Genomic DNA, 14187 nt, shown 5'->3' on the forward strand with positions numbered 1-14187 from the left:
TATTTCATAAGGGGAGATGTTGAAAATCAGCCGGAGTTTGAAGGCCCAGTAAGATATTGTGTTTGAGCGCAGTAATCAGCCCAGGGCTATTATTAAAATGGCTGTATAGCATAAATACCCGGTGATAAATATTCGGTGACCGTTCCGTCAGATAGCGTTTAATTTGTTGGCAATCGAGAGAATCGGCAAACAAAACAGGAAGACTACTGAGTGGAAGTTTTGTATCTGCAACAACCAATACATTGAATTTTTTATCTTCCTGAATGCTCAACAAATGAATACTTTCAAGAAGCATATCAAGCGGCATTTCAATTGCATTAAGAATAATGGTCAGATTATCTATCCCGGTTTCAGCATAGAGTGCCTGTCGGCGAGCCCGAATAAAGCTATCGATTTCTGTGCGAGTTTTTCCGGGAAATAATTTCGCAAGGCGGTAACGCTTAAGGATATTTTCAAAGATACGATACTCATGAGTTGTATCTATCGGTTTACCCATCCCCGTGAGATTTCCATCGTGTAGACGATAAGCAATATTACACTGCGCCGTAAAAGCGACCTTCGCGCTCCCCACTGCACGAGACCAGAACTCATAGTCATGGGCGCGTAAATAGGTCGTATCATAGCCACCAACATCACCATAAAGTGAACGTCGGACACAGCAGCCAGGGTTAGCAATAAAATTCCCCTGTGGTAATTGTGATAGCCAAATCGCCGGTGGGTAATTATAGAGGGAATAATACTTTTTCTCACCTTCCAGCGTTTCCATACCACAAGAAATAACATCCACTTGCGGCCAATATTGCAAAAGCGCACGGTAGTGAGAAAGAGCATTTTCATGAAGAATATCGTCACTGTCTAACCAGACCAAATACTCCCCTTTGGCTTCAACAATACAACGATTGCGTGTATCAGGGGCATTGGTGTGCGATTTAGCCACAATACGTAATCGAGGATCATCAATGGTTGCCAGTAACTCCAGGCTGGCATCGGAAGATCCATCGTCGACAACCACTACTTCGAAATTGTGATCGCGCTGATTAAGCGCTGAACTGACCGCCGGAACAATATATCGCTCTCGGTTGTAGCAAGGGATAACAATAGAAAAAAGCGGCGTTTGTGTGGTTACCGGTTGCCAGATTTTAACATATTCTTCGGGCAATTCTTTTTGGGACAATAACGTTTGTGCTTCATGAATATAGCTTTCTGGAGCCTGGTTACCCGCACTTATATGTGCGACCGCTTCATCAATTGCTGTGAACAAATATTGTGCGGGTAGATATTCACTTAAGCCGCCGGGTGCATGGAAAGCGACGGGTTTTAACCCAGCCAGCATAGCCTCGAATATGCCCATTCCCTGAGATTCGTTATAACTGACCGACAACAAAAACGACTTGTCTGAATACCATTTCGCCATTTCGGATGCAGCAACATTGCCGCAAATAACCACATTGCTACTTAATCCATAAATATCAACAAGTTGGCAAAAACTATCATGCAAGCACTGGTCTTCAATTCTGCCAGCAATAAACAACTTGTAACGCGAATCTTTTTTGACCAACACCTGCAAAATAGGTAACAGCATCACTAGATTTTTTTGCGGCGCAAAGCGAGCCACGCAAGCGATATGAAAGGGGTTACGTTTTTTGGGTATCTGTGCAACAGGGTGATGATCAGTGAGATTGGCGAGTACTGTAACTTTAAGATGGGTGGGTAAATTAGCCCCCAACAGCGCTATAAAACGCTGCTTCATTGCCTGACTCACTAAAATGACTTCATCGACGTTATTCCAGTTTGTTTGCATAACCGCATTGCCATAAAGCTCATAGCGATGAATGCGACAAACTATACGGCAATATTTAGGCAGTTGACTGGCGGCTATGATTGCTGTGTCCCCCCATTCAAACCAGGCGACATCACAATGGCGTAGCGCATTAAGCAACGCTTGCTGAGTCAGATTGGCGCTGGATAGTTCAGTGACGAAATGCCCTTGCTCGCGCATAACCCCCAACACTGGCTGCATAAAATGGAAATTATCATTTGTCGCATTAACGACGATACGTTGTTTCCCCTCACCTAATGCAACGAAATGATGAGCACCGGGCTGCTCGCTTTCACCGATACAGGCATAACCCTTTTGTTTGAAGTGCCGTGAAAGCATGGAAAACTTGTCAGGGTTTGCACCTTCAAGCGTGAGTGGTGCATTAATTTTCGCACTCTCATTAATGACGGTGAGCATGGACTCCATCGGCATATCAGCCGCAACAACTGTTTGTAAACTCATGAATAAGGCCAGATTTTAATTTGCTAATAGATATTGAATAGACCACAAAACTCTTTCAGGTATCAGGCGGAAATATTATTTCCGCCTGATAATCATAATAAAGCGAAACCACTGAGTAACAGATTCTCAGAATCCTGACTGGTAATAGCTTTCATATTTTTAACTTTCTCATGCCATTCAAAATATGCACTAATCAGAGTCACAATTTGCTCCCTGTCAAATCCTGCTACTTCTTGACAGTAAATAGAGATAATCGTTTTCAAACGAAAAATATGTTCGGTCAACTGGAAGAAAGAGGCCCCATAGCTCTCATCAGAGTCAGGAAATGTATTATTATAAATTATATAAATTAATAGATTAGTTAAGATCTCTTGGTGCAGATTGAAAAACTCTTCACCCTGTCGCCACGCAACCTGGATATGTTCTAGTCGTTCAGCGAGTCTTTCATCATTTAAGATAGTAAGCTCACTTAACCTCAACATAAATGCCATTTGATGTTCGAGAGGAAAATTAATATTTAACTTAATTTTTCCAATTTCTTTTAGCGCTGTTAATCGAATTTGAATAATTTCTGGCAACTGGTTCATCTGTTGCTGGATTTTATTATTATCTGCCAGTAACAATAGATTACGAAAAAGATCATCAAGCATATCGACATCGGAAACAACTTCATTATTTTCGCTATGTACCTTGCTTAATAAAACACCAATTAGATAGATTTTTTGTTCTAATGAGATACCCGGATAAATTGCAAAATTAATACATAACTGATTAATAACTTCTAAACTAGGGTTTAATAAAAAAGATGATTCACTGGCAACCTTACTTTCATGTAAAACAAAAGCCTGTGGATTTAATAATATTTCTCTCGCCGCAGTTTGACACGATAAAGAGAGGCTTTCACGTTGTTGATTTTTCCAACTTAAGGTAACAAATGGGAAACCATTGCCTTCTTTCTGACAATTCTGGCAGAGGCATTTGTTGTTATTCTCTTTAAATCTCTTTACATATTCTGGCTGGTAATTCTCAATAAGTTCCATTTATATACTCTCCTATATAACGTGTGAATTAGTTGTCTTAGTTGTGTTTTTTTCTGAAAAAAGTATGGGTTATGTCAGTACTGACACCGTCTTTATAAGTATCCTGATCCGACAAATACGCAAAGCTAGGATAAAACCCTAACCACAGATCTTGTTTCATTTTTATCTGCCAGGCGTGACTTAGAGATACCTTTTCATCTTTAGCCAGGGTGTAAAGATCTATCAGAACCTGGTAATAGCATGAGTTGACCGCATACGCACAAGCACACTCTGCTCCTATAATACGGGCGACCCCCGGTAGAGTTTGCATTGTTCGTATTGAATCATGCTGCGCCCCCAGCAATATTACTTTCCAGTCAATTGACTCAATATTGCTTAATAGACCATTTACATTCTTAACAAAGTTTTCTTTTTTCACAAACTGAATGGCGGAGTCAATAATTATAATACTTTTCCAGCCTTGTTCTTTAGCAAGTTCCAGTACCGCAAGATGAGTATCTAATTCGTCGTCATTCTTATTCTGAAAAATTAATTGTTGCGGTGCAATACCAAAATCCACCAGGCTGCGTGTAGTGATTTCAGTGTTCTTATCAACGCTATTTTCCAGAACAATTATTTTCTCAAATACCTGCCAGTTGACCGGTTGTGTAACGGGTGCATGGCTCAAGCGGCGATAGTGCGTGAGCAGATTTGAGTCAGTAACAAAATCCTCAATTTTTAAATCAACAGATTTGCAAGTCCCGAGAACAAAATCTTTATCGTACGTATTCGCACTATGGGATACACAAAGAATTGCATTGCGAGGTTCAACTTGCAGTACCGGTGCCGTAAATCCATTCAGGAAAGGCCCTTCCTCTGCAAGCATATCGGTATCACGATAGCGATGTTTTTTTAGATAGTTGCTGTGGTAACCGAAGGTACCATTTAAAGCATGATTCTTACCTAAAGAGGTGGTGCGATAAATTTTATCCAGATGGCTATACCATATATAGATTTGGTCGCAACCGGAAAAGACCGCTTTATGTTGAATCATTTGTTCGACCTGATAGCTGACTTTATTTGCAGGATAATAATCGTCATCGTCGAAACAAATGATATATTCGCCTGTAGCCAGATCGTTGAGCATATTTCTTTTTTCACCCAACTGTAATCGGCGCGGACTATGAATATAACGTACGTTGTCATTATTCATTGCCAGCATATTAACCAAATCTTCATTACTTTCAGCAGAATCATCCAGAATAATCAGCTCAAGACGGTCTGCTGGATAGTCCTGGTAATGAAATTGATAAATCAAATATGGCAAAAAATCTCTCCGATTGTAGCTTGGAGAAATTACGCTCACGAAGGGTTTTCGTTCCTGAGCCTGCTTTGAAAGTTGTTTATTTAGCAAAGACCCCATCAGATTAGGTCTATTTTTTATCGTCTTCATTCGCTATCCCTGACGTTGGCGACGCATCCAGCTTTGAGCCGACATCGCATCTGTAATTTTCTGATCTTTGCGTGCTTCTTCACTGGCAAATTTATCCTGCCGTTGCTCAAGCACTAGTTGATATCCGCGCTCACGGCGCGCTTCATGCAGTAAATTCTGTTGGATCTCCTGCATTTTCATATCCGCAAGCGTCTGCTCTTGCTTTTGCCAGTTGATAATACGTTGGATGTTTTTCTTATAATGCGCCTGGTTAGTCATCATGGCGGCATGGGTATTTCCCGCACCCGTGGGCGTTACCGCCAGGTTATTGAGCGCCTGAATATTGTTTTCATAACGCTGGCACAGCTGTTGTTGTGACGATAATTTTCCGCTGAGATCTTTCACCGTTCGGGCACGCATCTGTACCAGGTGTTCAAGCGTTCTGATGGTTCTTGGCATCCTTTACCTCTTTGTCACTCGATTTAACGCTGAACCAACGACTGTAAATCCTCGATGGTATTTTCAAGCGTCGCACCAAAGCCAACTTCCTGTTGTAAATAGTGGTGGATAGCAGGAGCCATCCCGACCGCACGATCCACCAGTGGGTCACTGCCTGCAACGTATCCCCCAAGCGGCAACATAGGTTTGATATTCATGTATTCGCCGTACAGTTGTTTTAAGGTACGCGCGGCGCGTTGGTGGTCGGTAGTGACGATCTGCGACATACAGCGGCTGATCGACTGGGAAATATCGATAGCCGGGTAGTGCCCGGCTTCCGCCAGGTGTCTTGAAAGTACAATGTGCCCATCCAAAACTGCACGGGCGCAGTCGACGATCGGATCTTGTTGATCATCACCTTCAGCCAGCACGGTATAGATTGCCGTCATCGTGCCTTGCCCCTCGCTGTTTCCGGCGCTTTCCACCAGTTTTGGGATCAGACCAAAAGCAGACGGTGGATAGCCTTTTGTGGCTGGAGGCTCACCGAGTGAGAGCGCAATTTCACGCTGGGCCATCGCATAACGCGTCAGGGAATCGACCAGCAGCAACACATCCAGACCGCGATCGCGATAGTAGCTGGCGATGGCGTGGCACAGTTCAGTCGCTTTCAGGCGCATCAGTGGTGATTCATCCGCCGGAGCGGCAACAACCACTGATTTTGCCAGCCCACTTTCACCTAGCGAATGTTCGATAAACTCTTTAACTTCGCGTCCACGCTCGCCAATCAACCCCACCACAACCACATCTGCGCGGGTGTAACGAGTGATCATGCCCAGCAGCACACTTTTGCCTACGCCACTGCCTGCCATCAGGCCAACACGCTGCCCTTTACCGATGGTTAGCAGGCCGTTGATAGCCCGCACACCCACATCAAGCGGTTCATCAACCGAGCGGCGGGTTAGTGGGTGAATTTGCGCAATATGGCGGGGTAACGGGGTATCTCCCTGTAATTTACCTTTTTGATCCAGCGGTTCACCCAGGCCGTTGACCACGCGCCCAAGCCATTGCATCCCCACCATCACCGATTCTTCTTTTTCGGCGGGGTAAACCTTGGCTCCGGCAATCAGCCCAACCGGGTGCTTAAACGGCATCAGGTGAGTAATTTCACGGTCGAAACCGACAACCTGTGCATCCATCATGCTGCCGTCGTGGCTTTCAATACGGCAATGCTGACCAATAGCCAGCACACAGCCGACGCATTCCAGCAGCAAACCATTGACCCGAACAAGGCGCCCCGCTACACGGGCGAGGTTAATATTCTCTATCGATTTGAGCGCCTGTTCGAAATCAATGTTATGCATCCTGCGTCTCCGGCAGGAGGGTATCTTTTAGCACGTCCATGCATTGTTCCAGACGATGCTCGCAACCAATGTCCATTTCCGTGGTTTCGGTTACTACCCGGCACTCCCCCGGCTGCATTTGCGGATCGGCACACAGCCCCCACTCTTTCGAACGTTCAGGTTCCGCTTCGCTAATACGGCGATACTCTTCCGCATTCAGGCAAACTTTCAACTGTTCCGGCGTTTTGGCGAGGCTGCCGATGGCTTCTTCCACCAGGGTTAGCAGTTGCGTTGGGTGCAAAGTAAGTTCGCAGCGAATCACCTGGCGGGTGACTTTTTCCACCAGTTGCAGCAACTCATTGCGTCGCCGGGTTTCATAATCAGCCAGATACTGCTTAACCTGTTCGGTGACGCTATCTAATGGTTGGGATGCATCAATAAATAGTTGCCGACCGGCAACTTTGCCTTCGTCGTGACCTTTGCGCATACCTTCGTCAAAGCCCAGACGCACACCTTCCTGATAACCTTCGCCGCGCCCTTCTTCCAGGCCCTGTTCAAACCCTTGCTTCATGCCTTCCTGAAAGCCATCAGCAAGCTGTTGTTGCAGACTGGCGTTATCGAGGAACGGCGCATTGAACCCGGCGTCACCCAGCGCGCCATCGACAAGTTGGCGGTTGCGGTGTAGCGGCGGAAATTTATGCACTCTTGGCCGGGCGGTTGCCGCAAGAGGTTTGGCAAATAGCGATTTTGTTGGCTGGCTCATCCGTTACTCCATCGTCACTTCAGAGAAGAGACGCACCTGAATCTCACCCTCTTCTGCCAGTTCACGAACGGTTGCCATAATCTCTTTGCGCACCTGTTCAACACGGCTTGCCGGCACCGGGCCTAAACGGGTCCCGGTACTTTGTAATAACTGAACCTGGCGTTTTGGCATCGCGCTATAAATCGCCTGGCGCAGAACTGGCTCGGTGCCTTTAAGCGCCACCGCCCACTCTTCAAGCGGGATTTCATCTATCAGACGTTGCAGCACCGCAGGGGTCTGGCGGCTGAGAATGAAGAATTCATACATTTGATCTTTGAGTTCGTTAACCACGTCCTCATCACGAATGCGCAGTTGCTCGAGCAGTTCCTGCTGATTAGTCGGAATGCGGTTGACGATGTCCGCCGCATGTTTAATCCCCACCAGTTTTGAACCGTGTTCAGACAACACCGCCACACCGCGTTCGATAATGCGATCCAGCTCGTCAATCACATCCCGGTTAACGTCATCGAGTCGCGCAATACGATAGATAATTTCATCACGGCGCGACTCTTCAAGGCAGCTCAATACGTTGGCCGCCACATCCGGTGGCAAGAACGCAAGGAAAACGGCTTGCAGCTGTAAGTGTTCCTGGTCAATAAGGCTTGCGAGCTGCGGCGTATCAACCCATTGCAGTCGCGCCATGCGATAACGCACTTCATCGCCGTAGATGCCATTAATCACGCTACGGGAAATCTCACTGCCCAGCGCTTTATCAAGAATGTTCTTCAGATAGTTACGGGAAGCGCCATTAATACCGCTCTGCTCCCGGTAATCCTGGAAGAAGTTATTCATCGCATTTCGGGCATGTGTGACTTTGATGCCGTGTAAACGCGCCATCGTTTCACTGACGCGTACCACTTCTTCACGGCTCAGTTTCGCCATCACAGTGGCGGCGGCTTCTTCGCCAATACTGAGCAGCAAAATAGCCGCTTGCTCCAGACGGCTGCGCCCATTATTGGCAGCGTTCCCCGGTGTGCGATTAGTCTTGTTTGCTTGCGGTTGCGGCTGCGCTATTTCGCTCATTGCTATTTATCCATTGTTTTAACACTTCAGCCACGCGCTCGGTTTCGCCTTGCGCCAGCGTCTGTAAGAATTCCACTTTCGTCTCTAGCCCTGAACTTTGCGGTGGGAGATTATCCTCAACCTGGAAGGAGGACTTCGGCAAAGCCTGTACCAGTGATTCGTCGTCGCTTGAGGTTTCGCCTTCCAACAGCACTCCGCTGTTTTCATCCTGCAAGTTGGCAACTTGTTGCTGTGAATTTGGCGTGAAACGCCGCGCCAATGGCCGAACTCCAAGCAGTAGTAGCAGTAAAGCAAGGAACCCAATACCGCCCATCTGCCCCCAATCGCGAATATCCGGATCCTGCCACCATTTCATTGACGGGATATCCAGGGAGCCAGCAGGCGTGAAGACAAGGCGGTCGAGGGTCAGTGAATCTCCCCGTTGCTTGTCTACCCCAGCGGCATCTTCAATCAGCTTATTGAGCGCGGTGAATTGTTCCGGCGTCCATTTCTCCAGTGCGGGGGCTGACTGGTTCAACACCACGGCAATGGACATTTTTTCGAGTTTGTAGATCGGATGTTTGATATGGCGTACATCGCGGTCATAGGCATATTTACGCTGAGTCTGGCTGCGACTCGAGAGCGCTTGAGGATTGCTGGTTGCGGGTGTGGCGGGTGTCGCCGCCGCAGTGGCCGGTGGTTGTGCAGGAGTCGCCGCAGGGGCACGGTTACTCAACGAACCAGGAATGCCCATCGCTAACTCATCGGTGGCGTTTTCCTGATTAATGCTTTCATCGCTGATTCGTGGGTCGCCCGCAAAACGTTCTTGCGTCTCTTCGATTGCGCTGAAATCCACTTGCGGCACGACACTAGTACGGAAATTCCCCTGCCCAACAATAGAGTTGAGCAAATTGGCGATGTTCTTTTCGGTTTCACTTTTGATCTGCTGGCTGATGTCACGAACTTTGCTGATACCCGCCATCTGGCCGTTATCAGTTTCGATGCCTTCAGAGAGAAGATTGCCGGTTTGATCGACAACCCGCACCTGACCTGCATTTAAGCCAGGAACGCTGCCAGCCACCAGTTGCACAATAGATGCCACTTGCTGGTCGTTGAGATGCTGCCCCGCACGTAAACGCACCATCACGGACGCACTGCTTTCCGGTTGGTTAGTGAGTACGAACGAACTGGACTCCATCAGCCCCAGATGCACTCGCGCAGCCTCTACCGGGTCAAGCCCCATAATGCTTTGCGCCAGTTCACCTTCAATACTGCGCTTATAACGGACGTTCTGAATAAACTGGCTGCTGCCAAGCAATTCGTCTTTATCCATTAATTCGTAGCCGCCAGGCATAATGGCCGTCACACCCTGTTCCGCCAGCGCCATACGTGCTTTTGCCAGTTTACTGCTGTCAACCATAATGATGCCGCTGGCAGGATCGATACGGTAATCAATGGTCTGGTTACCCAGAACATCAACAACCTGCTTCACGGGTACGTTTTCCTGGGAGCCAAACAACGCCACATAATTGTGATTGGTCATCCACAAAGATGTGACTATAGCGCTGGCGAGCATTAAGCCCGCAGCGCCCAGCAGCATGTTTTTCTTGTTTCCCGTGAGCCCATGTTCAAAGGTCATCGGGAATCTTTGTTTTATTTTATCTATCACATCAAAACCTTACACAGCCATATTCATGACTTCGTCGAGGGCAGATGTGAGCTTATTGCGCACCTGCACCATCGCCGAAAACGCGACACTGGCTTTCTGGCTTTCCACCATTGCGCCCGTCAAATCATCGCTTAACCCTGTTTCTACGGCGATCTGTTGCGCGGCCGCACTATGCTGTATGGCATCCACACGATTCACGGCTTCGTTCATCATTTGGCTGAACGAACCCGCGGATGAGCCAGAAAGGGAAGAGGCAGAAAATTCACCGCCGATTTGCTGCGCTGGGGCAATAATGCCTTGTGAAGAAGTGAGCATGTTTTGCTGCATTCGTTGCAGCATTGCCTGCTGCGCAGATGAGAAAGCAACCAACTGAATTTTATCCATTTATTATTTCTTCCTGTGAAGCTTTGAACCCAGTCAGGCGTAAATTCCATCGCCACGCATGGTTGCCAGGCGATAACGTAATGCACGCGGTGTAATGCCCAGTGACTGCGCTGTACGCGATTTATTGCCGTTGTGTTGTTTAAGTAAATCAATAATGTACTGATATTCCGCCAACCGTCCGTGGACTTTCACACCACGAATCGCGTCACAAACTGGAGTGACTAAAGTCGGGCTACCGCTACCCCATGTGTTATTTGCACGGGTATTTTCGTGCGATACAGGCAATGACAAGTCCTGTGCCTGAATCACGTCACTGGAGCTCAGAATCAATCCGCGTTGAATAACGTTTTCCAGCTCGCGAATATTTCCTGGCCATGAATATTTTAATAACGCAAAGCGCGCGTCATCACTGAGTTTTTTATTTTGTAGATGTCTCGACTGATATTTCTTGATGAAATTCAATGCCAACGGAATGATATCTTCTGGTCTTTCACGCAGAGGAGAAACATGAATAGGAACCACAGCCAGGCGATAATACAAATCCTGGCGAAAGCGCCCTTCAGCAATTTCAGTGGTTAAATCTTTATTGGTAGAAGCGATGACACGAATATCGAGGGGGATCTTTTTATGGCTTCCCAGGCGCTCTACTTCCTGCTCCTGCAAAACCCGTAATAATTTAGCTTGCAGGCTCAGAGGCATATCGCCAATTTCATCAAGCAATAAAACGCCATTATTTGCCAGTTCAAACTTCCCCGGCATGCTACTGAGCGCCCCCGTAAAAGCACCTTTTATGTGACCAAATAAAATGGATTCAAGCATCGTCTCAGGAATTGCTGCACAATTTACCGCAACATACGGAGCATTCACACCCACGCTGTAATGATGGATGGTACGTGCGATGCATTCTTTACCGGTTCCTGTTTCACCGGTAATAATGGTTGCAACATTAAATTCGGCTACTCTTTTTGCCAAATTAAAAGCACTCACGCTAGCAGCAGCATGAGCAATAAACCCGTGGCTGTTTGCAATGCTATCCTGAGTTAAACTATCCATATCCAAATCCACAAGTATCTCGTCGCATAAGTGAGAGTCAAAGTGACTAACTGACCATCCCGGTCAATAATGCGTAGGCTATCAATAAAAGTTGGTTTCAAAACCCTAATAAGAATTTTCCCAACAGAAGTATACCTAAGTGCTTATACTTGTCCCCTCATTAATCCCCTTTAAAGAACAATTAACAAAAATCACAATTAAACCCTTTAAAATCAAAAGATTAATAATAAATTAACGCAGATTAATTAACCAAAAACTTAAATAATTAATACATTAATGAGCCGCCAACACTTGAACTAAACATAACCAAAAGACATACTTTACGCCTGTAACATAATGCTGCATACGTAACCTGCAACACGCCAAAAAAAATAGTCACTATGCATAATGATTATTTATTTACTCGTCAGCACAACGCCACATATTAAAGAAGCGTTAACGTAAGCACACTGAATGATAATGGACACATCATGCAGAATGCATCGCATAGAACTCGTGTTTATCAGGCTTCTGATTGTCCTGAACTCACGCGACTGGATGTCAGTAAACTTGGCAGGGCCTATCACAAGATACCCAAAATAATCAGCGCTAAATTTGACAGTATTGAAGCCAGGTTAGGTATTTTCTTTTTAAAGAAATATCGACTCAATGCTCTATTGAACAACCTGACCTTTGATATTGATTATCATTGCAAGAATGCACAGATATTCTCCACACCTTATGGAAGTATTGGCTTCGATATTAATCGCAAGTTTTTACTGAGCATTTTGCATACCTATTATGGACTGAGCAAAGAAGGGAATACTGTCTCTTTAGACCTCAACCAATCGGTAACAAAAACTGAAGACCGGTTAAAAATAAAACTTGGCCAGGAGCTTTTGCAGCTGGCAATGGTCAAGGAAGTATTAAATGAAACGCTTGAACTAAAGAATGATTACACCTCGATTATTCATCAATGGCCTTATTCTGTTCGGTTCTGGCTTGAAGGTTATGATGAATATTGCTTTTCTATATTGCTGGATGCGCATCACGTTGATTTACTTCTTGCCACTTCACGCGCAGATGGCGAAAGCAGTGAGCCTCAGGCTAAGAATCTCTCATCTGAACAAATAGAACATATGTTTACCAATATGCCTTTGACCCTTACGGGCCGTCTGGTATCCATTAATCTCACCGTCGCCCAACTATTAAATATTGGACCAGGTGACATCATTCCCGTTTCGTTGAATGAACCTTTACCGGTTTTTATTGAGAATGAACAGATTTTTAGCTCAGTCGTCGCTGAAGAACGAGGACGGTTATATCTTTCTGAATTTAATGATAAAACTCCAGAGATGAAGTATGAGTGATCAAAATGACCTGTCCATTGATTTTAATCTGGACGAAATCGACCTGCCGGAAACTGCCGGGCATGACGCAGAAATTTCCGCCGCTAAATCTGTGGAGAGGACTGCGACGGAAAGCCGCAGTGAACAACTGCGTAAAATGGCGCTGTTTAGCCGTATTCCGGTAAACCTGACGCTGGAAGTTGCTTCGGTGAGTATTTCATTGGCTGAGCTGATGACCATCAGCAACGACAGCGTGATTGAGCTGGATAAGATGGCGGGTGAACCGCTGGATTTAAAGGTGAACGGCATTCAGTTCGGTAAAGCCGAAGTGGTAGTGCTTAATGATAAATACGGCCTGCGTATCATCGAATTTAGCAACCATGATTTAGGCAAACTGACGCAATGAGTCGCCATTTTCACAGCACTGGCCTGGGGTTATTGTTGTTAACCGGGCTGCTTATTTCGCCTCACCTGCTTGCCGCGAACGGGGATATTACCCTGCTTAGCACCACCAGCAATGGTAGCGGCCAGGATTACAGCGTTAAGGTTGAAATTCTGATTCTGATGACCCTGCTCGGCTTTTTGCCGATCATGGTGCTGATGATGACCTGCTTCACGCGCTTTATTATTGTGCTGGCGATTTTGCGCCTGGCACTTGGTTTACAACAAAGCCCGCCGAATAAAATCCTGACCGGGATCGCGCTGGCTTTGACCATGCTGGTCATGCGCCCGGTGTGGACCACCGTTTATGACCAGGCCATTGTTCCCTATCAGAATGATGCAATTTCGCTTAAAGAAGCACTGACCACCGCTGAGCAACCGCTAAAGAAATACATGCTGGCGCAAACCAGTAAAACCTCTATGGCGCAAATCATGTCGATTGCGGGCGAGAAAGGCGATCCGATGGCAATGGATCTCAGTATCGTGGTACCCGCTTTTGTACTGAGCGAGCTGAAAACGGCCTTCCAGATTGGCTTTATGATTTACATCCCGTTCCTGATTATCGACCTGATTGTCGCCAGTATTTTGATGGCGATGGGGATGATGATGCTGTCACCGCTGATTGTTTCCTTGCCATTCAAACTGATGCTGTTTGTGCTTTGCGACGGCTGGAACCTGATTGTCAGCACGCTGACCACCAGTGTACAAGGAGTTTCGGGATGATGACCATGGACACCGCCGGGGAGATTATGTCCGGTGCCATCTTGTTGGTGCTGATTATCTCTGTGGTGGCGATTGTACCCAGCCTGCTCGTTGGCCTGGTGGTCAGTATCTTCCAGGCTACCACGCAGATTAACGAACAAACCCTCAGCTTTTTGCCGCGCCTGGTTGTTACGTTGCTGGTTCTGGTGGTAGCGGGAAAATGGATGCTGATTAAACTGTCTGATTTCACTATTGAAATTTTCCATCAGGCTGCACGGTTGGTTGGCTAAATCATT

The 14187-nt window shown here is 46.4% G+C and carries 14 protein-coding genes; 4 read left to right on the plus strand and 10 right to left on the minus strand.

Annotated features, from left to right (window positions below):
• Positions 1-4: 4 nt before the first annotated feature.
• The 10 genes from EDF88_RS09355 to EDF88_RS09400 form a co-directional block, all read right to left on the minus strand.
• Entirely contained in the window at positions 5-2281 is a 2277-nt protein-coding gene (locus EDF88_RS09355) for a glycosyltransferase (RefSeq protein ID WP_134184308.1), read from the minus strand.
• A 92-nt stretch (positions 2282-2373) separates the two neighbouring features.
• Positions 2374-3321 carry a hypothetical protein gene (locus EDF88_RS09360; protein ID WP_134184310.1) on the minus strand — a complete coding sequence of 316 codons (948 nt, stop codon included), beginning with the start codon at positions 3319-3321 and terminating at the stop codon, positions 2374-2376.
• Positions 3322-3358: 37 nt separating this feature from the next.
• The gene (locus EDF88_RS09365) at positions 3359-4753 is read right to left on the minus strand and encodes a glycosyltransferase family 2 protein (protein ID WP_134184312.1); all 1395 of its coding nucleotides are present in this window, start codon (positions 4751-4753) and stop codon (positions 3359-3361) included.
• A 3-nt stretch (positions 4754-4756) separates the two neighbouring features.
• On the minus strand, positions 4757-5191 hold the full coding sequence (gene fliJ / locus EDF88_RS09370) for a flagellar export protein FliJ (RefSeq protein WP_134184314.1): 435 nt from the start codon (positions 5189-5191) through the stop codon (positions 4757-4759).
• A 23-nt stretch (positions 5192-5214) separates the two neighbouring features.
• Positions 5215-6531 carry a flagellar protein export ATPase FliI gene (gene fliI / locus EDF88_RS09375; protein WP_134184316.1) on the minus strand — a complete coding sequence of 439 codons (1317 nt, stop codon included), beginning with the start codon at positions 6529-6531 and terminating at the stop codon, positions 5215-5217.
• The gene (gene fliH / locus EDF88_RS09380; RefSeq protein WP_134184318.1) at positions 6524-7273 is read right to left on the minus strand and encodes a flagellar assembly protein FliH; all 750 of its coding nucleotides are present in this window, start codon (positions 7271-7273) and stop codon (positions 6524-6526) included. The genes fliI and fliH overlap by 8 nt, the downstream gene beginning before the upstream one ends.
• Before the next feature lie 3 nt (positions 7274-7276).
• Complete coding sequence (locus EDF88_RS09385) at positions 7277-8335, minus strand: flagellar motor switch protein FliG (RefSeq protein WP_134184320.1); 1059 nt, start codon at positions 8333-8335, stop codon at positions 7277-7279.
• On the minus strand, positions 8292-9983 hold the full coding sequence (gene fliF, locus EDF88_RS09390) for a flagellar basal-body MS-ring/collar protein FliF (protein ID WP_134184322.1): 1692 nt from the start codon (positions 9981-9983) through the stop codon (positions 8292-8294). Before fliF ends, EDF88_RS09385 begins: the two co-directional genes overlap by 44 nt.
• A gap of 9 nt (positions 9984-9992) precedes the next feature.
• Positions 9993-10367, minus strand: coding sequence for a flagellar hook-basal body complex protein FliE (locus EDF88_RS09395; protein WP_134184324.1), 375 nt, complete (start codon positions 10365-10367; stop codon positions 9993-9995).
• 33 nt (positions 10368-10400) lie between these two features.
• A complete protein-coding gene (locus EDF88_RS09400) occupies positions 10401-11420 on the minus strand; it encodes a sigma-54 dependent transcriptional regulator (RefSeq protein WP_134184326.1) in 1020 nt (339 codons plus the stop codon).
• 470 nt (positions 11421-11890) lie between these two features.
• Between EDF88_RS09400 and EDF88_RS09405 the strand changes: the two genes are divergently transcribed.
• From EDF88_RS09405 to fliQ, 4 genes are read left to right on the plus strand one after another with little or no spacing between them, the layout of a single operon-like run.
• Entirely contained in the window at positions 11891-12769 is an 879-nt protein-coding gene (locus EDF88_RS09405) for a FliM/FliN family flagellar motor C-terminal domain-containing protein (protein WP_134184328.1), read from the plus strand.
• Positions 12762-13154 carry a FliM/FliN family flagellar motor switch protein gene (locus tag EDF88_RS09410; RefSeq protein ID WP_134184330.1) on the plus strand — a complete coding sequence of 131 codons (393 nt, stop codon included), beginning with the start codon at positions 12762-12764 and terminating at the stop codon, positions 13152-13154. The genes EDF88_RS09405 and EDF88_RS09410 overlap by 8 nt, the downstream gene beginning before the upstream one ends.
• The gene (fliP, locus tag EDF88_RS09415; RefSeq protein WP_134184331.1) at positions 13151-13912 is read left to right on the plus strand and encodes a flagellar type III secretion system pore protein FliP; all 762 of its coding nucleotides are present in this window, start codon (positions 13151-13153) and stop codon (positions 13910-13912) included. Before EDF88_RS09410 ends, fliP begins: the two co-directional genes overlap by 4 nt.
• Positions 13909-14181 (plus strand): flagellar biosynthesis protein FliQ, encoded by a 273-nt coding sequence (gene fliQ, locus EDF88_RS09420; protein ID WP_166671967.1) that lies wholly within the window; start codon positions 13909-13911, stop codon positions 14179-14181. The genes fliP and fliQ overlap by 4 nt, the downstream gene beginning before the upstream one ends.
• Positions 14182-14187: the final 6 nt, after the last annotated feature.

The sequence above is a fragment of the Buttiauxella sp. BIGb0552 genome, assembly GCF_004366275.1.
In the GTDB taxonomy this organism is placed as follows: domain Bacteria; phylum Pseudomonadota; class Gammaproteobacteria; order Enterobacterales; family Enterobacteriaceae; genus Buttiauxella; species Buttiauxella gaviniae.